Annotated in this window: 23 protein-coding genes; 10 read left to right on the top strand and 13 right to left on the bottom strand. The window is 74.8% G+C overall.

Annotation, left to right across the window (positions count from 1 at the left end; genetic code table 11):
* Position 1 precedes the first annotated feature (1 nt).
* A complete protein-coding gene (locus tag ACBI99_RS06890; RefSeq protein ID WP_219514361.1) occupies positions 2 to 703 on the bottom strand; it encodes a hypothetical protein in 702 nt (233 codons plus the stop codon).
* Between the two features lie 465 nt (positions 704 to 1,168).
* Here ACBI99_RS06890 and ACBI99_RS06885 point away from each other — a divergent pair, with 465 nt between their 5' ends.
* The 4 genes from ACBI99_RS06885 to lexA all read left to right on the top strand — a co-directional run bounded on the left by ACBI99_RS06885 (position 1,169) and on the right by lexA (position 3,915).
* A complete protein-coding gene (locus ACBI99_RS06885; protein WP_219514363.1) occupies positions 1,169 to 1,360 on the top strand; it encodes a hypothetical protein in 192 nt (63 codons plus the stop codon).
* Positions 1,361 to 1,374: 14 nt separating this feature from the next.
* A complete protein-coding gene (locus ACBI99_RS06880; RefSeq protein ID WP_219514365.1) occupies positions 1,375 to 1,551 on the top strand; it encodes a hypothetical protein in 177 nt (58 codons plus the stop codon).
* An 842-nt stretch (positions 1,552 to 2,393) separates the two neighbouring features.
* Positions 2,394 to 3,245 carry a TIGR03619 family F420-dependent LLM class oxidoreductase gene (locus ACBI99_RS06875; RefSeq protein WP_375071908.1) on the top strand — a complete coding sequence of 284 codons (852 nt, stop codon included), beginning with the start codon at positions 2,394 to 2,396 and terminating at the stop codon, positions 3,243 to 3,245.
* 10 nt (positions 3,246 to 3,255) lie between these two features.
* Positions 3,256 to 3,915, top strand: a complete 660-nt coding sequence (gene lexA, locus ACBI99_RS06870; RefSeq protein WP_375071907.1) for a transcriptional repressor LexA — start codon at positions 3,256 to 3,258, stop codon at positions 3,913 to 3,915.
* A gap of 30 nt (positions 3,916 to 3,945) precedes the next feature.
* On the opposite strand, the gene ACBI99_RS06865 is transcribed toward lexA, so the two are convergent.
* Genes ACBI99_RS06865 through ACBI99_RS06855 form a run of 3 tightly spaced genes read right to left on the bottom strand, consistent with a single transcriptional unit; the run spans position 3,946 to position 6,036 of the window.
* On the bottom strand, positions 3,946 to 4,821 hold the full coding sequence (locus tag ACBI99_RS06865; protein ID WP_219519477.1) for a hypothetical protein: 876 nt from the start codon (positions 4,819 to 4,821) through the stop codon (positions 3,946 to 3,948).
* Positions 4,818 to 4,979: a hypothetical protein gene (locus tag ACBI99_RS06860; RefSeq protein WP_375071906.1), complete on the bottom strand. Its 162-nt coding sequence runs from the start codon at positions 4,977 to 4,979 to the stop codon at positions 4,818 to 4,820. Before ACBI99_RS06860 ends, ACBI99_RS06865 begins: the two co-directional genes overlap by 4 nt.
* Before the next feature lie 13 nt (positions 4,980 to 4,992).
* A complete protein-coding gene (locus ACBI99_RS06855; RefSeq protein WP_219519483.1) occupies positions 4,993 to 6,036 on the bottom strand; it encodes a hypothetical protein in 1,044 nt (347 codons plus the stop codon).
* 77 nt (positions 6,037 to 6,113) lie between these two features.
* Here ACBI99_RS06855 and ACBI99_RS06850 point away from each other — a divergent pair, with 77 nt between their 5' ends.
* Together ACBI99_RS06850 and ACBI99_RS06845 are read left to right on the top strand one after the other, a co-directional pair.
* Complete coding sequence (locus tag ACBI99_RS06850) at positions 6,114 to 6,698, top strand: TetR/AcrR family transcriptional regulator (protein ID WP_246647085.1); 585 nt, start codon at positions 6,114 to 6,116, stop codon at positions 6,696 to 6,698.
* Positions 6,699 to 6,791: 93 nt separating this feature from the next.
* Positions 6,792 to 7,910, top strand: coding sequence for an FAD-dependent oxidoreductase (locus ACBI99_RS06845; RefSeq protein ID WP_375071905.1), 1,119 nt, complete (start codon positions 6,792 to 6,794; stop codon positions 7,908 to 7,910).
* Positions 7,911 to 7,935: 25 nt separating this feature from the next.
* Here the strand turns inward: ACBI99_RS06845 and ACBI99_RS06840 are convergent, their stop codons facing one another.
* Positions 7,936 to 9,135 carry a cytochrome P450 gene (locus ACBI99_RS06840; RefSeq protein WP_219519490.1) on the bottom strand — a complete coding sequence of 400 codons (1,200 nt, stop codon included), beginning with the start codon at positions 9,133 to 9,135 and terminating at the stop codon, positions 7,936 to 7,938.
* A gap of 163 nt (positions 9,136 to 9,298) precedes the next feature.
* On the bottom strand, positions 9,299 to 10,225 hold the full coding sequence (locus tag ACBI99_RS06835; protein ID WP_375071904.1) for a hypothetical protein: 927 nt from the start codon (positions 10,223 to 10,225) through the stop codon (positions 9,299 to 9,301).
* Between the two features lie 373 nt (positions 10,226 to 10,598).
* On the opposite strand from ACBI99_RS06835, the gene ACBI99_RS06830 reads away from it, so the two are divergent.
* Positions 10,599 to 11,000: a hypothetical protein gene (locus ACBI99_RS06830; protein WP_219516677.1), complete on the top strand. Its 402-nt coding sequence runs from the start codon at positions 10,599 to 10,601 to the stop codon at positions 10,998 to 11,000.
* Here ACBI99_RS06830 and ACBI99_RS06825 read toward each other — a convergent pair.
* The 5 genes from ACBI99_RS06825 to ACBI99_RS06805 form a co-directional block, all read right to left on the bottom strand.
* Positions 10,993 to 11,505 carry an SRPBCC domain-containing protein gene (locus ACBI99_RS06825; RefSeq protein WP_357590979.1) on the bottom strand — a complete coding sequence of 171 codons (513 nt, stop codon included), beginning with the start codon at positions 11,503 to 11,505 and terminating at the stop codon, positions 10,993 to 10,995. The genes ACBI99_RS06830 and ACBI99_RS06825 overlap by 8 nt on opposite strands.
* A complete protein-coding gene (locus ACBI99_RS06820) occupies positions 11,502 to 11,852 on the bottom strand; it encodes a metalloregulator ArsR/SmtB family transcription factor (RefSeq protein WP_357590981.1) in 351 nt (116 codons plus the stop codon). Before ACBI99_RS06820 ends, ACBI99_RS06825 begins: the two co-directional genes overlap by 4 nt.
* Positions 11,849 to 12,283, bottom strand: a complete 435-nt coding sequence (locus ACBI99_RS06815) for an SRPBCC domain-containing protein (RefSeq protein ID WP_219516673.1) — start codon at positions 12,281 to 12,283, stop codon at positions 11,849 to 11,851. Before ACBI99_RS06815 ends, ACBI99_RS06820 begins: the two co-directional genes overlap by 4 nt.
* A 90-nt stretch (positions 12,284 to 12,373) precedes the next feature.
* Entirely contained in the window at positions 12,374 to 13,273 is a 900-nt protein-coding gene (locus ACBI99_RS06810) for a cation diffusion facilitator family transporter (protein ID WP_219516663.1), read from the bottom strand.
* Positions 13,273 to 13,686 carry a metalloregulator ArsR/SmtB family transcription factor gene (locus ACBI99_RS06805; RefSeq protein WP_219516661.1) on the bottom strand — a complete coding sequence of 138 codons (414 nt, stop codon included), beginning with the start codon at positions 13,684 to 13,686 and terminating at the stop codon, positions 13,273 to 13,275. The genes ACBI99_RS06810 and ACBI99_RS06805 overlap by 1 nt, the downstream gene beginning before the upstream one ends.
* A 97-nt stretch (positions 13,687 to 13,783) precedes the next feature.
* Here ACBI99_RS06805 and ACBI99_RS06800 point away from each other — a divergent pair, with 97 nt between their 5' ends.
* Genes ACBI99_RS06800 through ACBI99_RS06790 form a run of 3 tightly spaced genes read left to right on the top strand, consistent with a single transcriptional unit; the run spans position 13,784 to position 17,253 of the window.
* Positions 13,784 to 14,425 (top strand): NAD(P)H-binding protein, encoded by a 642-nt coding sequence (locus ACBI99_RS06800; protein ID WP_357590983.1) that lies wholly within the window; start codon positions 13,784 to 13,786, stop codon positions 14,423 to 14,425.
* Positions 14,426 to 14,474: 49 nt separating this feature from the next.
* Positions 14,475 to 16,592: an alpha-galactosidase gene (locus tag ACBI99_RS06795; RefSeq protein WP_375071903.1), complete on the top strand. Its 2,118-nt coding sequence runs from the start codon at positions 14,475 to 14,477 to the stop codon at positions 16,590 to 16,592.
* 13 nt (positions 16,593 to 16,605) lie between these two features.
* On the top strand, positions 16,606 to 17,253 hold the full coding sequence (locus ACBI99_RS06790) for a bifunctional 4-hydroxy-2-oxoglutarate aldolase/2-dehydro-3-deoxy-phosphogluconate aldolase (protein ID WP_375071902.1): 648 nt from the start codon (positions 16,606 to 16,608) through the stop codon (positions 17,251 to 17,253).
* Between the two features lie 41 nt (positions 17,254 to 17,294).
* Here ACBI99_RS06790 and ACBI99_RS06785 read toward each other — a convergent pair whose 3' ends face one another.
* Both ACBI99_RS06785 and ACBI99_RS06780 read right to left on the bottom strand, forming a co-directional pair.
* Entirely contained in the window at positions 17,295 to 18,266 is a 972-nt protein-coding gene (locus ACBI99_RS06785; protein WP_375071901.1) for a carbamate kinase, read from the bottom strand.
* Between the two features lie 139 nt (positions 18,267 to 18,405).
* Positions 18,406 to 19,722: an aspartate aminotransferase family protein gene (locus tag ACBI99_RS06780; RefSeq protein WP_375071900.1), complete on the bottom strand. Its 1,317-nt coding sequence runs from the start codon at positions 19,720 to 19,722 to the stop codon at positions 18,406 to 18,408.
* Positions 19,723 to 19,804: the final 82 nt, after the last annotated feature.

Raw genomic sequence — 19,804 nt, 5'->3', positions numbered from 1 at the left:
CTCACCCCGGCCGGACCTCACCCCCGACGGGCGCGGGCAGCAGCTTGCCGAACGGAAGCGCGCGCATCACCCGCAGCCGCTGCGCGGCCGGCCGATGGCCGTGCCGGGCCGCGAGCCCGTAGTAGAACCTGGCGATGTCGTGCTTGGCCCGGCCCTCCTGCTCGTACGCCTGGCCGTAGGCGAACGACAGCCGCGCCGCGAACTCGACCGGGCGCGGATCGGCGGCGAACGCCTCGGCGTCGGGATGATGCCGCCCGCGCGCGGCGTGAAGCCAGTAGCGGGCCGCCGCCAGGTCGCCGGTCAGCACGTGGATGATCGCCAGCCGGTAGGCGGACTCGGCGTCACCGTCGCCCGCCCGCCGCACCAGCCGCGCGACCGTCCTGGTCGTCCGCCGCTCGGCCTCGTCCGCGGGGGTCCGATAGTGGTCGTACGTGCCGGTGACGTGCGCACCGGGCGCCGGCGTGCCGGGGACGTACGGGGTGCGCGGCGGCTGCTCGCTCCTGGCGGCGCGCCAGCGGGTCTGCCACTGCTCCACGGTGCCGAGGGCGTCGCGGGGCAGGCCCGTCTGCTCGGCATGACGGTGACAGACCATCACGAACGAGGCGACCAGCTTCCAGTCCGGCAGGCGTTCCCGCTTGCCGGTGAGGATGTCGCTGACGGTGCTCGCGGGCAGTTCCTTGGGAACGTCCGGTGCGCGCGACAATCGGTGCATCTCTGAATAGCTCGGCTGGCCGGCCGATTCCCGGAGCTCTATGAGCGCGGCTATGAAGGCGGAGTGAGATCCTGCCCGGGGAGTGTCAGTCATCGTCCTTGTTGGGTGGTGGGCTAAGAATTGTCGCCATATTTGCAGAAATATTCTCGCGTCGATGACACTTCGCAGATTCCATCTCATCCGGTTGCCGTGGCCACTCCGGATGATCACTGTCCCACTGGTCCCAGTCGCCCATTCGGGTAGCTAGCAGCACTTTCGACGCCATTCGTGGGCGGGCTGCCGGATAACTCCGGATGAATCCGGACGATGTCGGATGCTTGCGGAGTTTAACGTCCGCTGCCGTCTATTTCCGATCTCGTACGGCTCTGTCCGAGCACGTTTGGATCGCTGGCCCACGGCCTCCGTCAAGCCGCATGGTTACCGCATTCATCGCTGCTCTTCGGGAGGCCACCGCCCATGCCGATACTCACGGCCCGCCCGTCCAGCATCGTGTACTGCGCCGACGCCCCCTGCCCGGCGGACGAGCACCTCCTGGTCACCCTCCTGACCACCTGGGTGCTCGCCACCGGGCGCACCCCGCCCGCCGGGCGTCCCGAAGACCTCACCCCGGAAGAGCTCATCGACTTCTGGGCCGACGACCGCACCTGAGGAGACGAGGACCGATGTTCACCACGCGCCAACTGCTCACGCTCACGCTCACCGTCATGATCGCCGCCATCACCTGCGCCCTCGTCCTCGCCACGGGCGCCGAATGGCCCGGCGCCCTCCTCAGCGCCGGCGCCGCCGGCGGCGCCACCCTCGCCACCCTCCCCAAACTCCTCCACAAACGCGACCCGTAACCCTGGCCCGCCCCCGGCCTGGTTTCCGCCCGCTCCCGGCCTGGCCCCGCCCGCGACCGGCCCCCGACCCCCGGGCGCCCCCGGCCCCGGCCCCCGGCCCCCCGGCTTGGCCGCTGCCCGCCCCCGGCCTGGCCCCGCGCGCCTCCGGCCCTCCGGCTTGGCCGCCGCCCGCTCCGGCCCTCCGGCTTGGCCGCCGCCTGCCCCGGCCTGGCCCCCGCTGGCCCCCGGGCCCCGCCCGGCGCCTGGCCCCGACCCGGCCTGGCCGCCGCCTGGCTCTTACCGACCAGCCCCAGCGGTTGCGCCCCCGCGCCTCGACCGAGCGGGCCGGGGCCCCGACCCGGACCGCCACACGCCGCCTCCACTTCCTCCCGCTGGGTCGGGCCAGGGGGGCTTGTGCCGGTGACCGGGGGCGGCGCGCGGGCGCGCCCCCAACCGACCCCCCGGGAGGGCGGACTGCAGGGGGAGCGACCCCGGTGAGCGACCCCGGTGCGCGATCCCGGTGCGCGACCCCGGTGGGCGACCCCGGGCGCCTGCCGGGAGCGACCCACCGGGAGCGGCCTGCCGAGGTGCCGCGCAGGCCCAACGTCGTGGGTCGGTTCGGGCGCGTCCGCAATGCGGCCCCCGGTGGGTCGGTTGGGGGCGCGCTCGCATGCCGCCCCCCGTGGGCCGTCGCCGGGGGCGCGTCCGCAGTTGTCCTCCGGGTGGGTCGGGTCTGGGGCGGGGCTTGGGAAGGGGGCTTCTCGTGGCAGGGGGCGGGGTTGACTTGTCGTTGGTGTCAGGGTTTTAGCGTGGCGGGGTTCGGGCGGGCCGCGCGGGGCGCGGCGGTGATCGGGGGTTGGGCGATGAAGTTCGGGATCAGCTATGGGACGCCGCACCAGGGGGTCGATCCTGACAAGCTGGTGGGGTTCGCCAGGCTGGCGGAGGAGTGCGGGTTCGAGTCGCTGTACATGCCCGAGCACGTCGTGCTGTATCCGGGCGCCAAGGTGGGGGCGTTCGAGCTGCCGCCGACGCTGCCGTACGTGGACCCGCTGGACGCGCTGGCGTTCGTGGCGGCGGCGACGGAGCGGATCCTGCTGGGCACCGGGGTGCTGCTGGTGCCGTACCACCATCCGGTGATCCTGGCCAAGCGGCTGGCCACGGTGGACGTGCTGTCGAAGGGCCGGATGCGGCTGCTCACGGTGGGGGTGGGGGCGCTGCCGGGGGAGGCCGAGGCGGGGGGGGTGGAGTTCCGGACGCGGGGGCGGCGCGCTGACGAGGCGATCGACGTGCTGCGGCTGCTGTGGGAGGGCGGGGAGGAGGGGGTGGGGTTCGCCGGGGAGTTCTTCTCGTTCGAGGCGTTGTGCAGTTATCCGAAGCCCGCCGGGCGGCTGCCGATCCATGTGGGGGGATCGTCGCGGGCGGCGGCGCGGCGGGCGGGGCTGCGGGGGGACGGCTACTTCGCGGGCGGTGCGCTGGGGCCGGAGGAGCGGGCGGCGCAGTGGGAGCTGGCCCGCGAGACGGCCGCGGCGGCGGGCCGCGATCCGGACGCTTTGGAGTACACGCGGTTCGGGTCGATCGGCATGTCCGGGGAGCGTGTCGCGGAGCTGGCCGGGCAGGGGGTGACGCGGCTGGTGGTGAGCTCGTCGGCCACCGATCCGGGCGAGCAGCGCGAGGAACTGTCGGCGTTCGCCGAGCGGTGCGGTTTCCTGCCCTAGCATTTCGCACGTGACCGCCTACGACGATCCTGACCTGTTCGAGCATCTGAACGTCTCGGCCCTGCCGCCGCGCCAGCAGCGCATCCTGGCCACGATCCGCGACTGGGTGGTCAGGCACGGCTACCCGCCGAGCACCCGGGAGCTCGGCCGGGCGGTGGGGCTGCGGTCGTCGTCGGCGGTGTCGAAGCATCTGCGGAGCCTGGAGAAGAAGGGGTTCCTGACGCGCGGGTCGTCGGTGAGCAGGCCGATCGACGTGCGGATGTTCCTGCACGGGGCGGCGCCTGAGCAGGCGCGCGACCTGGTGAGCGTGCCGGTGGTGGGCGACATCGCGGCGGGCGCGCCGATCCTGGCGGACGAGCGCCTGGACGACACGCTGACGCTGCCGCGCGACCTCACGGGGCGCGGCAACGTGTTCGGCCTGCGGGTGCGGGGTGATTCGATGGTCGACGCCGCGATCTGCGACGGCGACCTCGTCGTCGTACGGCAGCAGCCCGAGGCGCACTCGGGCCAGATCGTCGCGGCGATGATCGACGGGGAGGCCACGGTCAAGGTGTTCCGCCGGCGCGGCGGGCACGTCTACCTGGAGCCGCGCAATCCCGCGTACGACGTCATCGACGGCGACGACGCGGTGGTGCTGGGCATCGTGGTGTCGGTCCTGCGCAGCGTCTGAGCAGCGTCCGAGCAGCCGTCTCCAGCCGTGTCAGGAGCTGTGCGAGCGGGCGAACTCGGTCACCGTGACGGCCCGCAGCAGGCCCGGGTGCAGGAGTTCGGCCCGGTGCCGGGGTAATCCGGCGGCCAGCGCGGCGTCGGTGAGCGCGGCGGTGACCCAGCGCGCGTCGACGTCGCGCCCGTGAGGGCCGGTGATCAGGGGCTCGCCGGCGGCCCGGCCGCCGCACAGCTCGCGCAGCAGCGGGCGGGCGCGCGGCGGGATCGGGTACGCGACGGGCCCGTCGGGCTCGCCGTGCAGGACGAGCACGAGGGGGTGTTCGCCGCCGGGCAGCGCGTGGATGTCGTGGACGGTGAGCGCGGCCAGCGCGTCGACCGACGCGCCGGTGGCCTCCAGCAGCGCGACGGCCAGGGCTTCGGCCGCCCTGCCGTCCTCGGCCAGCCGGGCGACGCCGCCGCGCAGCAGCCGCCGTTCGGCCGGGGTGAGCGGCGGTGCGCCGTCGGCGGAGCGCCGGGCCCGGGTCGCGCCGGACGCCTCGGCGAAGGCGTGGAAGGAGGCCAGGACGGCGCGCCTGCCGGCGACGGTCGCCTTGGCCAGCGGCCTGCCTGCGGGGCCGACGCCGGTGGTGAGCGCGGTGTAGCAGTAGGCGTCCAGGTGGGACCCGGTGGCCGCGAGGGGTTCGAGCGCCGGTTCGGCCGCGTACAGCCAGCGCAGCCACGAGGCGAGGACGCGCAGGCAGGTGCGGCGCCGGGCCGCCGACGGGCGGCCCTGGAGCCAGGCCACGGCCACCTGCCACGTCAGCGGGTCGAGCCCGTCGATCAGCTCGACGTCGGCGGCGGGGACCTGGCCGGGGCGCAGGCCGTCGATCCGCCCGACGCTGGTGAGGTCGGGGTCGGCGGCGCGCGTCACGACGCGACCACCGCGCCCGCGCCCGCATCGGGCATGGCGCCGGCGCGCGGTCTCGCGCTGGACCCGGGCAGCGGCGCGCCGTCGGACCTCGTGGCGGCGCCGTCAGCCGACGCCCGGCCGAGCTCGGCAGGGCGGCCCGTGCCTGACAGACCCATCATGAACTAGATCATCTCACGGGTGCGCCCTCCGCGATTCTCGATCGGCGGAGTCAGCGGAAGTCTCGGCCGTGGTCAAGGTGACGCCGATCTCCGCCATCCGCCCGGCCGCGTAGCCGGGGTCGATCAGCGACTCGGGCGTGTGGAGGCCGGGCGGCACGGGGTCGCCGCGCAGGCCGAGCAGCCGTTCGACGCCGAGGGCGATGCCGAGCGCGGTCAGCGGGCGCTGTCCCTCGGGGTGGAGGAGGTAGTGGCTGGTCGTGAGCGGCGCGCCCGCGTGGTCCACGCCGCCAAGGTCGATCCTGACCTCGGTGGACGGCGGCCCGCCGCGCCTCCTGCCCGAGGATTCGCCGAACGCGAACGCGAAGCCGACGTCGGGCGCCCCCGTCGCGAGGGCCAGGCTGGGCACGTCGGGGATGGGGACGTACTGGGCGGGCAGCACGGTGCCGTCGGCGCTGGTGACCTCGGTCTGCGCCTCGGCGCCGGGGACCCAGTGGAAGACGCCGTCGCGGCGGACGTACCCGGAGGAGGTGGCGGCCAGCAGGCGCTCCAGGTCGGTCGCCGCCGCCGGTCCGCCGCTGTCGAGCTCGTCCAGCACGCCGCCGACCCGGATGCTGTCGAGCCTGCCGAACTCCCGGGCGAGGTCGAGCACGGCCAGGACGACGAGCCCGGCGTACCAGTGGCTGGCGAGCAGGACCGGCGCCGCGCCCGGCCGCGCGGCCGCGGCGACGACCTCGGGCCCGAGGTCGACGAGGCCGCTGGAGATGCTGAGGTACGGCAGGCCGCGCTCCTGCGCGTAACGCAGGCCGTGCAGGCGGCTGTCCCACACGGTCGCCACGACCGCCGAGTGGGCGGCGTCGTCCGGGCGGCCGAGATCGCTCCGGTCCAGGTCGGCGGTGACGGCGGTGGCGGCCCCCAGGTCGTCGGCGACCCGGCGGGCGCGGCCGAGGTCACGGCCGGCGATCGTCAGCGGCAGGTCGGGATGCCATCGGCGCAGGAGGGCGGCGGTCGCCGAGCCTGCCTGCCCGGAGCCGCCCAGGATGAGTACGGAGTGTTCCACGGGGTGTCCTCTCGCTAACCTACATTCTGTAACTTACATTTTGTAGCTTAGACTGGGGCGGCGACGCAAGGAGGACGATGACCACCGGATCCACCCGCCTGTCCAAGCAGGCCCGGCGCGAGCAGCTGCTCGACACCGCCCTGGCGATCGTGCGCGCCCACGGCACCGACGGCCTCACGCTGCTGAGCCTGGCCGAGGCCGCCGGGGTGAGCAGGCCGATCGTCTACGACCACTTCGGCACCCGGCCCGGCCTGCTCATCGCGCTCTACCGGCGGCTCGACGAACGCCACCGGGCCGCCTCGGAGGAGGCCCTGCGCGGCGCCCCGGCCGTGCCCGGCGAGATCGCCCGCGTCCTGAGCGCCGCCTACTTCGCCTGCGCCACCGACATGCCCGAATGGCACGCCGTCTCCGCCGCGCTCAAGGGCAACCCGGAGATGGAGGCGATCGAACGCGACCTGTTCGACGACTACGCGGAGCTGATGGCCACCGCCCTGCGCCCCCACACCGGACTCCCGCCAGAGGCGCTACGGCTGCGCTGCGCCGGGGTGCTCGGCGCGGCCGACGCGCTCGCCGCCGAGCTGAACCAGGGCCGCGCCACCGCCGCCGAGGCCGCCGAGGCGCTGACCGCCCTCATCGTCGGCAGCCTCGACGCCCCGCCCTGACGCCGCCCCGCATGTGGCGGACCTGTGGAGGTATCGGGCGGTTACCGTGCAAACCATCGCCCCGGCCGGGCGCCGCCCCTAGCGTCGCAGGGTATGCAGACAGTGGACGCCCTGGTCGTGGGCGCGGGCCTGGCCGGGCTGAGCACCGCCCAGCTGCTCGCCCGGCAGGGACTGGACGTGCTGGTGGCCGAGCGCCGCAGGACGCTGACGACCGGCATCCGCACGACCGGCATCTTCGTACGCCGCACCCTCGACGACTTCGACCTGCCGGACCACCTGCTCGGTCCCGGCGTACGCGACGTGCTGCTGTACCCGCCGTCGCGGCGGGCGCCGATCCGCCTCACCAGCGACCGCGACGAGTACCGGGTCGCCGACATGGCCGGCGTGTACGAGCACGCGCGCCGCGAGGCCGAGTCGGCCGGGGCGCAGGTCCGGCTGGGCGCACGGTTCCGCGGCGTGCGGGCGGGAGTGGCGCGGTTCGAGGGGGCGGAGCCGGTGGCGGCCCGGTTCGTCGTCGGCGCGGACGGCGCCCGCTCCCAGGTGGCGCGCGACCTCGGCCTCGACGTCAACCGGCGCTTCCTCGTCGGCGCCGAGCTCGTCCACCCGGTCGCGTCCGGCACGACCGTCCCGGCGTTCCACTGCGTGCTCGACCCCAGGATCGCCCCCGGCTACCTGGGGTGGGTCATCGACGACGGCCGCCACGCACACGTGGGCGTCGCGGGCCGTCCGGACGCGATGCGCACCGGCGTACGCCACCTGCTGGACGCGTTCGCCGCCGGCGCGCCCGGCCGCGCCGACCCGGCCGGGCCGGTCGAGCGGCGCGGCGGCCCGATCCCGGTCGGCGGCGTGCTGCGCCGGCTCGCGTGCCCCGCCGGGCTGCTCGTCGGCGACGCGGCCGGCGCGGTGTCGCCGCTGACGGCGGGCGGGCTGGACCCGTGCCTGCGGATGGCGGCCCTGGCCGCCTCCGTCACCGCCGCCTACCTGCGCACCGGCGACCGGCGCGAGCTGGAGCGGTACGACGGCGCCGCGCTGCGCGCCCGGTACCGGACCCGGCTGATGCTGCGCCGCGCCTTCGCCGGCATCCGGTCGCCCGCCGCCGCGGAGGCCGCCGTGACCGCCCTGCGCGGACGCGCCGGGCGCGCCCTGGCGGCCCGCATCCTCTTCGGCGACGGCTCCTTCCCGAACGTGGAACCGGCGCCCGCGACAGGCTGACGCGCGCCCCCGCTCGCGCCGGAGGTCAGGCCAGGGCGAGACGGCGTACGCCTGTCATGGTCGGGGCCGGCATCAGCTCCGGCGGGTCGTCCGGGTCGGTGCGCAGGGACGGGAGGCGGTCGAGCAGGATGTTCAGCGCGACCCGCCCCTCCAGCCTGGCCAGCGGCGCGCCCAGGCAGAAGTGGATGCCCCGGCCGAACGCCAGATGCGGGTTCGGGTCGCGGCCCGGGTCGAACATGTCCGGATCGGGGAACTGCCTCGGGTCCCGGTTGGCCGACCCCAGCCACGCCATGACCAGTTGGTCGGCCGGGATCTTCACGCCGCCCAGCTCCACCTCCCGGGTCGTGGCACGGCCGAGCGCGGCGAACGGCGTGAGGTAACGCAGCGACTCCTCGATCACGGCCGGGATCGTCGACCGGTCGGCCCGCGCCCGATCCTGCTGCTCCGGGAACGCGTCCAAGCAGAGCACCGTGTTGCCGAGCAGCATCGTCGTGGTGACGTGCCCGGCCAGCAGCAGGACGATCGCGAAGTTCACCACCTGGGTGTCGGGCAGGCGCTCGCCGTCGACCTCCGCCTCCACCAGCAGGCTCAGCAGGTCGCCGCGCGGCCGGGCCCGGCGCTCGGCCGCGTGACCGGCGAGGTAGTCCGACATCTCCTTCCACGGGCGCAGCGACTCCTGCCGTTGCGCGAGCTGCCTCTCGTCGGGCTCGGTGAGCGAGACCTTGGTGTCACGCTGGAACAGCGCGTCGGCCCACCGCTTGAACAGCGCCCGGTCGGTGGCGGGCACCCCGAGCAGCTCGGCGATGACGATGACCGGCAGCGGGTAGGCCAGGTCGGTCACCAGCTCCAGCCGGCCGCGCTCGCGGGCCGCGTCCAGCAGCTCGTGGGTGAGGGCGGCGATGCGCGGCTCCAGATCCGCGACGATCTTGCGGGTGAAGGCGCTGCTGACCAGCCTGCGCAGCTTGCCGTGCGCCGGCGGGTCGATCTGCGTGATGAAGCCGTCGAGCGAGAACTCCTCGACCTCGGGCACCAGGCCCTTCGGCACCACCCGCATGGTGTCGGAGGAGAAGGTCGCGGGGTCGCCGAGAACCTCGTGCAGCTCCGGGTAGCCGTAGACGTTCCACATCCCCGAGGCGGGGTCGAACTCGACGGGCGGGCCCGAGCGCGGGCCGTGCAGCCAGAAGTGCTGTTCGGGGATTCCGTACCGTTCGGCGAAGTCGGCCATCGCCTCTCCTTGGTCGTAGATCCGCGTCGGCGTGGGGCGGCCACCCCAGGTCCCTACCCCGCCTTGGCAGCCGGGGCCCCTGCCCGTGCGGGGTGTTTTCGCGTACGTACGAGATCCGCGCGGTCGTTAACGGAAGGGCGGTCGCTCACGGAATCGCGGTCGTTCACGGGAAGGGGAGGAGGCCGGACAGCGGGGCGGACGGTGAGGGGGCGGGCGGCGGCGGCTCGGTGGGCTCGGCGCCGGTCGGCGGCGGCGTGGCGGGCCGGTCCGTGGGCTCCTGGGCGGGCGGCGCGGCCGGCTGATCGGTGCGCGCGTCCGTGGGGGAGGGCGCGGTGGCGGTCACGGTCGCGGACGCCGACGGCGTGGCCAGCGAGCCGGTCGCGGACGGCGTGGACGACGGGGTGCCCGACGGCGTCGGCGAGACCGGGTACGGGCGGGAGTGGCGCAGGGCGGGCTCGGTCCGGCGGTCCTTGGCGGCGTCCCGGCCGGCGGGCTCGGCCTTGCCTTCCGTCGCGCCCTTGAGCTGCTCGGACACCGTCTGCCCGGCGATCGCCTGGTAGATCAGGATGCCGCCGAAGCTGAGCGTGAACACCAGCGCCGCCGCCCCGCCCAGCCGGAGCCACCCCACCCGCCCCCGCCCCGCCCGCGCCTGGTCCGAGACATGGGCCGGGCGGGAGGAGCGGGCCTGGTCCGACGGGCGGTGCCGCCTGCCGGTGACGGTGTGCTGCCTGACCTTGGCGCGGGTGCGGCGCAGGTAGTGGGTGTACAGCTCGGTGCCGACCGTGGTGGCCACGCTCATGACCGCCGCGCCGATCACCGTGCCCGCCACCCCGAGCCACGAGGCCGCCACCGCCGCCGTGAGCGCGGCCATCGCGCCCCCGGCCACCTGCACGACGCTCACCCGCCCCCGCCACTTCCCGGGCGCGTCCGGATCCGGGACGGCATCCGCGCGGACGGCCGCGCCCGTACGCGCCCCGGCGACCGCGCCGGTGGCCGCCTCGGTGGCCGCGTCGGTGGCCACGCTGGGGGCCGCCCCCGTGGCCGCGTCGGGGGTGGTGAGGTCGGTCGGGGTGTGTCGCCTGCCGGTCATGCTTACGCTGGCCAGCCTTCCTCGTGGTCGGGCGCGAGCGCGCCGCGGGTGTGGGATCGTGATCCGCCGAACCGGGGCCGGCCACGAGCGTGGCGCGCGGCACGCCGGTCAGGGCCTGGGACGGCCGAGCGACGGCCTCCCGGGGGGCGGCTGCTGGGACGAGTCACGATGGCATACCCGGGCAAAGCCGGTCAGCGCGCCACGCGGCGTACGGCGACCTTCTGGGGAGGACATTGCCATCTCCGACCACACCCCTGACCTGGCGGAAAATGAGCGATATGTGACGCATTTATGGACTTATGGTCACAGCCCGGTGATTGATAGGTTGCGCGAGAAAAGTTGCCATTGATCGTCGGGGGAATGCGCGGTGGGCATGAACGTGCGCGCGAAAGGGCAGCGCCTGGCCGGGGAAATCCAGGCCGAGCTCGCCCTGTGGACGGACCGTACCGGCTCGGCGGCCGAGGTGTGGGCGCTGCCGGCCGGGGCCGTGCCGCCGCGCGCGAGCCAGGCGGTGCTGTCGGTCGTCCGCCCGGTGCTGTCCGCCGCCGAGGCGCACGACCCGGTCCCCGTGGTGTCGCTGGCCGTCACGCTGTCGGCGTCCGGGCTGCGCCTGACGGTCAGCTTCGAGGCGAGCGGCGCGGCGGACGGGACGCCGCTGCCCGAGGCTCGGATGCGTGCCGCGTTCGCCGAGGCGGGCGGCACGCTGAAGGTGGCGGTGTCGCAGTCCGGCGGCGTCACGGTCAGCGCCGCCGTCGCCGCCGATCGGCTCAGGTGACGGCGGGCGAGCCCAGCAGGGCGGCGTCGATCCGGGGGCCGAGCACGTCGGCGCCGTCGGTCACCTCGTTGGGCCGCCCCACGCCGGTGGTGACGAGCTCGCGCAGGCTGTGGCCCACGTAGAAGCCCCAGCTCCGGTGGCAGACCTCGTAACACTCGAACTCCGGCAGCAGCCCGACATGGGTGAAGCGCAGCTCGGCCGGGCCGTCGCCGGGGCCGGAGATCTCGAAGCGGATCTCGGTCCCGGTCCACTCCGCCTGGTCCTCGGTGAAGGAGAAGGCGTTGTCGAGGACGCGCCAGACCACGCGCCGGCCGGGGACGACCTCGGTGAGCCGGATGCGGCACCGGTGGACGCCGGGCACCTCGTAGCCGAACTCGTCGCCCTCGGCGGCGGTGGCGCCGGTGACGTTCCTCGACCACCAGCCGCGCACGTCGAGGACGGCGGCGAACACCTCGGCGGGCGGCCGGGGCAGCTCCAGGGTGATGGTCGTGCCCTGATCGGTCATGATCCCTCCGTACGGTCCGCGGTGCGCTGGATCTCCTCGGCGATGCGCTTGACGCGCCGGAGCCTGGCGTCCCATGCCGCGCCGACGGAGGAGAGCTGGGCGACGGCCCGGGCCAGTTGCGCCTCGTCCACCCGATACTTCCTCTCCCGCCCGGCGGGTGAGGCGTGCACCAGCCCGGCTCGGTCCAGCGTGCCGAGGTGCTTGGTGATCGCCTGGCGGGTCACGGGCAGCCGCTCGCTGAGGCTGGTGGCGGTGCCGTGGCCGTCGGCCAGGAGCAGGTCGAGGATGCGCCGCCGGGTCGGGTCGCCGACGGCCGACCACAGCTCGTCGTCGACGGCCGCCGTCACGGTGTGGCCACCAGGCGCGTGACGTACTCGCCGAGCCGGGGCACGAACGTGTCCCAGCCCTGGCTGTGGTCGCGGTGGCACTCCGCCAGCTTGGCGGCCTCCCAGCCCAGCTCGCGGAAGCCGGTCTCGGTGAGCCGGATCCGCGTGCCCGCGCCCGCCGGGGTGAGCTCGAAGGTGACGAGCAGCGAGGCCGATCCGGTCTCGCACCAGCGGAAGGCGAACAGCCGGGGCGGCTCGGCGGTCACCACGGTGATGGGGGCGACCTGCTCGCGGTCGCCCCAGATCAGCTCGCCGGTCGCGCCGGGGACGGGCTCGATCGAGGCGTCGTCGCTCCACCAGCGGGAGATGTGCTCGGGGCGGCTGACGACCTCGAAGACGACCTCGGGGGTGGCGTCGACGTGGATCTCGCGTTCGATGCTGCCGTACTCCATGCTGAACTCTCCAGACCTTACGTGCAACCTTTGGTTGCGTGTAAGGCTAGCGCGTACGGCCCGGATCGCGCAACCAAAGGTTGCGCATGTTCACCAGCCGACCTCGTCGCAGCCCCGGTGGTCGGCGGGCTCGACCTGGAGGGTCGCGTGGGCGATGTGGTGACGCCGGCTGAGCACGTCGCGCGCCTGGTCCAGGACGGCGTGGTGGTCGGCCGGCTCGGCGGTGACCAGGTGGGCGGTGGCCACGTTCATGCCCGAGGTGAGCGTCCACAGGTGCAGGTCGTGCACGTCCCGTACGCCCTCGATGGCGGACAGGTCGGCGGCCACGGCGTCGGGGTCGACGCCCTCGGGCACGTGCTGGCCGAGCACGGCGAAGACCTGGCGGCCCAGGGAGACGGCGCGCACGGCGACGAACAGGCCGATGGCCAGGGCGACGAACGTGTCCCAGAACGGCTGGCCGGTGGCCGACACCAGCCAGCCGGCGACGATCACGCCGACCGAGCCGGCCGTGTCGGCGACCACCTCCAGGTATGCGCCGCGCACGTTGAGGCTCTCGCCCGCGCCGGAGCGCAGCAGGAACAGCGCCACCAGGTTGACCAGCAGGCCGATCGCACCGACGATCATCATCGGCCCGGACGACACCTCGGCCCGCTCGCCGATGCGCCCGATGGCCTCGATCACCACGTAGAGCGCGACGCCCAGCATCATGACGACGGCCAGCAGCGAGGCGAACACCTCGGCCCGGTAGGAGCCGTAGCTGCGCCGGCCGGTCGTGTCGGGACGGGTGGCGATGCGGGTGGCGACCAGCGCCGCGCCGAGCGTGACCACGTCGGCGGCCATGTGCCCGGCGTCCGACAGCAGCGACAGCGAGCCCGACAGCAGGCCGAAGACGAGCTCGACGACGAAGAAGACGCCGATCAGCACGAACGAGACGGCCAGCCGCCAGCGGTGGCGGCCCGCCGCGTGCCCGTGCCCGTGGCCGGAGCCCATCACGACCTCCCGTCGCGCTCGGGGTGGATGGCCTCGGTGTGCTCGGTGTGCGCGAGCGCCACGTCGAGCAGCATCCGCACGTGCGGGTCCTCCAGACGGTAGTACGCCATCCGGCCGGAACGGCGTGCCGCCACGATGCGGTGCGCGCGCAGCAGCCGCAGCGCGTGGGAGACGGCCGACTCGCTCTGGCCGGTCACCGCCGCCAGGTCGCACACGCACAGCTCGCCGTCCAGGAGCGCGACCAGCAGCCGCAGCCGGTTGGGGTCGGCCAGCAGGCCGAAGACGTCGGCGGTGTCGGTCACGTCCTCGGCGGCCGGCATCCGCTCCCGCACGGCGCTCACCCGGTCGGCGTCGACGACCTTGACGGCGCACCCGTCCACCATCAAGATGCCTTCATCTGAAGAGGTGTTCATATGTACAAGATAGCGAAGAGCGCGGAACGACTGTCAACCCCCGGTTCGCCGCAGCGCATTTCACCGGCCGATGAATCGGTTGGCTAGCATCGTCGGCGTGAGGATCACCGTCTTCGGCGCCACCGGCGGCACCGGCAGAGCCGTCGTCCAGCGCGCCCTGGCCGCGGGCCACGAGGTCGTCGCCGCCGTCCGCGACCCGGCCAGGCTGCCGCTCTCCCACCCCGCGCTGGAGATCGCCACCGCCGACGTCTTCGCCCCGCGCACCCTCGAACCCCTCCTGACCGGCAGCGACGCGGTCCTGTCCGCGCTCGGGCCCAACAGCCGCAACGACACCTCGCGGGTGTGCTCGGCCGGCATCGCCGCCATCCTGACGGCCATGGACGCCACCGGCGTCCGCCGCGTGCTCGCCCTCAGCGCCCAGCCGGTGCTGCGCACCGGCGCGGGGGAGTCGCTGCTGTGGCGCAGGCTCGGCATGCCCGCCGTCCGCGCCGTCTTCGGCACCGTGTACGCCGACCTCGAACGCATGGAGCGGACCCTGGCCGCGAGCACCGCCGACTGGACCGTGCTGCGGCCTCCCCGGCTGACCGGCAAGCCCGCCACCGGCCGCTACCGCAGCGCCGTGGACGCCAACGTGCCCGGCTCCATGACGCGCGGCGACCTGGCCAGGGCGATGCTCGACATGCTGCCGGACCCGTTCACCGTGAGGCGGGCCATCGGGGTCGCCGGGCCGCGCCGCTGACGTACGATCTCCGCACGTCCAGCAGGCACCGTCCAGCAGAAAGCACCCCATGCACCTCCACCACTTCAGGGCCGCCGGCGTGTCCGTGGTCCTCGAATGCCCTCCCGACGCCCTGCCCGCGATCCTGCACTGGGGGCCCGACCTCGGCCCGCTCGCCGACGACGCCCTGGAGCACCTGGCCGCCGAGCTGAGGCCGCGCCCCGACCAGACCTCCGACGCGCCGATCCGCACGGCGCTCGTCCCCGAGGCGCGCACCGGCTGGGCCGGCCTGCCCGGCCTGTCCGGCCACCACCAGGGCGAGAACTGGTCGCCCGCGTTCACCGCCGTCACCTGCGAGACGGCCGGGCGGCGCCTCACCGTCACCGCCGCCGACCCGCACGCCCGCCTCGCCCTCGCCCTCACCGCCGAGCTCGCCCCGTACGGGCTGCTGCGCGCCCGCGCCGAGCTGCGCAACGAGCACGACCTGCCCTACACGCTCGACGCGCTCAACCTGGCCCTCCCGGTCCCCGGGCACGCCACCGACGTGCTCGACCAGGCGGGACGCTGGTCCAAGGAACGCGTCCCGCAACGCCGCCCGCTCACCGTCGGCGCCCACCTGCGGGAGAACCGGCGCGGACGCACCGGCGCCGACGCCGCCACCGTCCTGTTCGCCGGCACCGCCGACCTCGGCTTCCGGCGCGGCGAGGCGTGGGGGCTGCACGTCGGCTTCAGCGGCGGCCACCGCCACTACGCCGAGCGCACCGCCACCGGCCGCACCCTGATCGGCGGCGGCGAGCTGCTGCTGCCCGGCGAGATCGTCCTCGCCCCCGGCGACACGTACCGGACGCCCTGGATCCACGCCACGTACGGGCGCGGCCTGGACGAGGCGGCCCGCCGCTTCCACGACCACCTGCGCGCCCGCCCCGCCCACCCGGCCTCGCCCCGGCCCGTGGTGCTCAACACGTGGGAGGCCGTCTACTTCGACCACGACCTGGACCGGCTGCTCGACCTGGCCGCCCGTGCCGCCAGGGTCGGCGTGGAGCGGTTCGTGCTCGACGACGGCTGGTTCCTCGGCCGCCGCCACGACCGCGCCGGCCTCGGCGACTGGCACGTCGACCCGGCCGTCTGGCCCGACGGGCTGCACCCGCTCGTCAAGCGGGTCAGGGAGCTCGGCATGCAGTTCGGCCTCTGGTTCGAGCCCGAGATGATCAACCCGGACTCCGAGCTCGCCCGCGCCCACCCGGACTGGATCCTGCGGACCGGTGACCGCCTGCCGCCCACCGCCCGCCACCAGCAGGTGCTCGACCTCACCAACCCCGCCGCGTACGCCCACATCAAGGAACGGCTGCTCGCCCTCGTCGGCGAGTACGAGCTCGACTTCGTCAAGTGGGACCACAACCGCGACCTCGTCGACGCGGGGTCGCCCCACCGGCAGGGCCGCGCCGCCGTGCACGCCCAGACCCACGCCGTCTACCGGCTGCTCGACGAGATCCGCGCCGCCCACCCCCGGCTGGAGATCGAGTCCTGCTCCTCCGGCGGCGCCCGCGTCGACCTCGGCATCCTCGAACGCACCGACCGCGTGTGGGCCAGCGACTGCATCGACCCGGCCGAACGCCGCCAGATCATGCGCTGGACCGCCCAGCTCCTGCCGCCCGAGCTCATCGGCAGCCACATCGGCGCCGGCCGCTCCCACACCACCGGCCGCCGCCACGACCTCGCCTTCCGCGCCGCCACGGCGTTCTTCGGCCACTACGGCGTCGAATGGGACCTCACCGCGCTCACCGACGCCGAGCTCGCCGAGCTCGCCGGGTGGATCGCCCTGCACAAGGAGCACCGCGAGCTGCTCCACGGCGGCGTCATGGTCCGGCTCGACGACGTGCCCGACGGCGTGGAGGCGCACGGCGTCGTCGCCCCCGACGGGCGCGCGGCCCTCTTCGAGATCGCGCTGCTCGACCGCCCCGCCACCTGGCCGCCCGGCCTCCTCCGCCTGCCCGGCCTCGACCCCGGCACCCTCTACCGCATCCGGCCCCTGGTCCCCGTCGACTCCCACGGGGCCGCCTCCGCCTGGACGTCCGGCGGCGCCGTGCTGCCCGGCTCGGCGCTGGCCGCCTCCGGCATCGCGGTGCCGCCCCTGTTCCCGGACCGCTCCGCGCTGCTCCACCTCACGGCCGTGGACGCGCCGCGATGACCGGGGCCGTCACGTGACCGGGCTGGAGGAGGCGCTTGCCGCCGTCCCGGTGATCGCCGTCGTCCGGGCCGCTGCCTCGCGCCACCTGGCCGCCGTGCTGGCGACGCTGGCCGGCGGCGGCATACGGGCGGCCGAGGTCACGATGACGACGCCCGGCGCGCTGGAGGCGATCCGGTGGGCCGCCCGGGGCGGGACCGAGGGGGTCGCGGTGGGCGCGGGCACCGTGCTGACGGCCGAGGCCGCCCGGGAGGCCGTCGACGCCGGAGCGGGCTACCTGATCACCCCGGCGGTCCTGCCCGAGGTGATCGAGGAGGGACGCAGGCTCGGCGTCCCCGTCGTGCCGGGCGCGTTCACGCCGACGGAGATCCTCCAGGCGTGGCGGGGCGGGGCGGCCCTGGTCAAGGTGTTCCCCGCGAGCGCGGCGGGCGGCCCCGGCTACGTCAGGGACGTGCTCGCGCCGCTGCCGGAGGTGCCGCTCGTGCCGACCGGCGGCGTCCGGATCGAGGACGTGCCCGCCTACCTGCGCGCGGGCGCCCGCGCCGTCGGCATGGGCGCGCCGCTGCTCGGCGACGCCTGCGCGGACGGCGACCTGGCCGCCCTCGCCTCCCGCGCCCGGCGGCTGATCGGCGTCGTAGCGCAGCACCTGGAGGAGCAGAGCTGAGCCTCAGGAGGAGCGCTGAGCCTCAGGATCGCGCGAGGCGGTCAGCCGCCCGGCTCGCCGACGCCGTGCGACGTCGTGACCGCCGGCCCGCAAGCGCCGGGCGAGGCCGTGATCGTGGTCCCGGCCTGCCCGGCGAGCACCGCCGCCGCGTCCCGCAGCGCGCCGATGGCCGCGGGCCGCCCGGTCGCGGTGACGAACCGTACGCACGCCTCCGCCTTCGGCCCCATCGACCCGGCCGGGAACCGCATCGCGCGCAGCTCGCTCACGTCCACCGACGACAGCGGCCGCTCCCGCGGGGTGCCGAAGTCGCGCCGGACCGCGTCGACGTCGGTGAGCACCACGAGCCGGTCGGCCCCCAGCTCGATCGCCAGCAGCGCCGCCGTGAGGTCCTTGTCCACGACGGCCTGCGCGCCCTCCAGCCGCCCGCCGGGCCGGGGCAGCACGGGCACCCCGCCTCCGCCGCCGCAGATCACCGACGTGCCGGCGGCCACGAGACGCCGGATGGTCGGCAGCTCGACGACGCGGCGCGGCGCCGGGGACGCGACGACCCGCCGCCACGTCCCGCCCTCGCCCTGCCGGGCCACGGTCCACCCATGCTCCACGGCCAGCCTGCGCGCCTCGGCCTCCGGGTAGCTCTGGCCGACGAACTTCGTGGGCGCGGCGAACGCCGGATCGTCCGCGCCCACCTCCGTCTGCGTGACGATCGTGACCACCGGGCCGGGCAGGCCCGCGTTGGCCAGCTCCTGCGCCAGCCAGTAGCCGATCATGCCCTGCGTCTGGGCGCCGAGCGTGTCGAGCGGGAACGGGTGGGCCAGGTCCGGGTCGTTCGCGCTCTCGACGGCCAGCATGCCGATCTGCGGCCCGTTGCCGTGGCAGAGCACCAGCGTGTGCTCGGCGCCCAGCGGGGCGAGCGCGCGGGCCGCTGCCCGCACGTGCCGCCGCTGCACCGCGGCGTCCGGGCGTTCGCCCCGTTCCAGCAGGGCGTTGCCGCCCAGCGCGACGACGAGCAGCATGTCACTCTCCCAGCGCCGCGACGAGCACGGCCTCGACGGTACGGGGCGCTTCTCCGCAGGGTGCCACCCGAGAAGGCGCCCGGGCCAGCCCGGCACGCCGGACGTTCCCGGCCGGGCGGAAGCCGTTCGGCCGGGGGACTCAGCCGGTCGTGGCCTTGAGGGCGGCTTCGAGGATGTCGACGCCCGTGTGCAGGTCGTCCTCGCCGATCGTGAGGGGCGGGGCGATGCGGAAGATGCCTCCCATCCCGGGTAGCTGGACGATGTTCATGTGCAGCCCGCGTTCGAGGCAGGCGCGGGTGACGGCGGCGCCGAGCGCGTCGGCGGGGGCCTTGGACGCCTTGTCGCGGACCAGCTCGACGCCCTGGAGCAGGCCGCGGCCCCGGACGTCGCCGACGACCTCATAGGCGTCGCGCAGTGCGAGCAGCCGCTCGGTGAGCTGGTCGCCGAGCCGGGCGGCCCGCTCGACGAGGCGTTCGCGCCCGATCACGTCGAGCACGGTCAGCGCGACCGAGGCGGCCAGCGGGTCGGAAACGTGCGTGGTGTAGAAGAGGAACCCGCGCTCGTGGCAGACCCGCTCGATCTCCGTGGTGGTGACGACGGCCGCCACCGGCAGCCCGGCCCCGAGGGTCTTCGACAGCGTGAGGATGTCGGGCGTGACGCCGTCGCGGTCGAAGGCGTACATCGTCCCGGTGCGGCCGAGGCCGGTCTGCGCCTCGTCGAGGATGAGCAGCATGCCGCGCTCCTCGCACAGGTCCTTGAGGCGGCGCAGGTAGCCGGGAGGCAGGTCGATGATCCCGCCCGAGGACAGGACGGGCTCGACGAGGCAGGCGGCGAGGCTGCCGGAGGACTGCCGGTCGACCAGGGCGAAGCCGTAGGCGAGCTCGGCCTCCCAGTCGTAGGAGCCGTCGGGGGAGCGGAACGGCGACCGGTAGGCGGTGGGGGCGGGCAGGGCGAGGTTGCCCGGCGTGGGCGGGCCGTAGCCGCGCCGCCCGGCCGAGTAGGTCGCGGCGGCGGCCCCCTGGGTCATGCCGTGCCAGGAGCGGTCGAAGGAGACGATCTCGTAGCCGCCGGTGGCGAGCTTGGCCATCTTGATCGCCGCCTCGTTGGCCTCGGCCCCCGTGGTGAGCAGCAGCATCTTGCCGAGCTCGGGCGGCAGGGTGGCGGTGAGCCTGGCGGCCAGGTCGAGGACGGGGGCGCTGAGCATGCCGCTGTAGAGGTGGTCCAGGGAGGCGACCGCCGCCGAGACGGTCGCGACGATGTCCGGGTGCGCGTGGCCGAGGATGGCGCTCATCTGCCCGGAGGTGAAGTCGAGGATGGGCGTGCCCTCGCGGTCGTAAACGTACGAGCCGGAGGCCCGTTCGATGAGGCGCGGGGTGAAGGCGGCTCCGTAGCGGATGAGGAGCCGGTCCGCGTCCTCCAGGAAGGTCGTGTCCAGGTCCATTGTGTCCATGTCCATTGACGTCGTCACCCTTTCCCGCCGGGCGTACGCCGATGTATTCGCCCGGCGAAACGGAGCATATGCCGGAAAGAGGATCAAA

The organism is Nonomuraea sp. ATR24 (assembly GCF_041950485.1).
In the GTDB taxonomy this organism is placed as follows: Bacteria; Actinomycetota; Actinomycetes; order Streptosporangiales; family Streptosporangiaceae; genus Nonomuraea; species Nonomuraea ceibae.
This window is presented reverse-complemented; position numbering and strand designations above follow the sequence as displayed.

Bases quoted from the DNA above. Each gene is read 5' to 3' on its own strand.
- ACBI99_RS06860 (WP_375071906.1), bottom strand. From the start codon at position 4,979: ATGATGGGTCTGTCAGGCACGGGCCGCCCTGCCGAGCTCGGCCGGGCG.
- ACBI99_RS06850 (WP_246647085.1), top strand. From the start codon at position 6,114: ATGACCACCGGATCCACCCGCCTGTCCAAGCAGGCCCGGCGCGAGCAG.
- ACBI99_RS06880 (WP_219514365.1), top strand. From the start codon at position 1,375: ATGTTCACCACGCGCCAACTGCTCACGCTCACGCTCACCGTCATGATC.
- ACBI99_RS06785 (WP_375071901.1), bottom strand. From the start codon at position 18,266: ATGCTGCTCGTCGTCGCGCTGGGCGGCAACGCCCTGCTGGAACGGGGC.
- ACBI99_RS06845 (WP_375071905.1), top strand. From the start codon at position 6,792: ATGCAGACAGTGGACGCCCTGGTCGTGGGCGCGGGCCTGGCCGGGCTG.
- ACBI99_RS06815 (WP_219516673.1), bottom strand. From the start codon at position 12,283: ATGGAGTACGGCAGCATCGAACGCGAGATCCACGTCGACGCCACCCCC.
- ACBI99_RS06830 (WP_219516677.1), top strand. From the start codon at position 10,599: ATGAACGTGCGCGCGAAAGGGCAGCGCCTGGCCGGGGAAATCCAGGCC.
- ACBI99_RS06875 (WP_375071908.1), top strand. From the start codon at position 2,394: ATGAAGTTCGGGATCAGCTATGGGACGCCGCACCAGGGGGTCGATCCT.
- ACBI99_RS06780 (WP_375071900.1), bottom strand. From the start codon at position 19,722: ATGGACATGGACACAATGGACCTGGACACGACCTTCCTGGAGGACGCG.
- ACBI99_RS06825 (WP_357590979.1), bottom strand. From the start codon at position 11,505: ATGACCGATCAGGGCACGACCATCACCCTGGAGCTGCCCCGGCCGCCC.
- ACBI99_RS06840 (WP_219519490.1), bottom strand. From the start codon at position 9,135: ATGGCCGACTTCGCCGAACGGTACGGAATCCCCGAACAGCACTTCTGG.
- ACBI99_RS06795 (WP_375071903.1), top strand. From the start codon at position 14,475: ATGCACCTCCACCACTTCAGGGCCGCCGGCGTGTCCGTGGTCCTCGAA.
- ACBI99_RS06810 (WP_219516663.1), bottom strand. From the start codon at position 13,273: ATGGGCTCCGGCCACGGGCACGGGCACGCGGCGGGCCGCCACCGCTGG.
- ACBI99_RS06805 (WP_219516661.1), bottom strand. From the start codon at position 13,686: ATGAACACCTCTTCAGATGAAGGCATCTTGATGGTGGACGGGTGCGCC.
- ACBI99_RS06885 (WP_219514363.1), top strand. From the start codon at position 1,169: ATGCCGATACTCACGGCCCGCCCGTCCAGCATCGTGTACTGCGCCGAC.
- ACBI99_RS06835 (WP_375071904.1), bottom strand. From the start codon at position 10,225: ATGACCGGCAGGCGACACACCCCGACCGACCTCACCACCCCCGACGCG.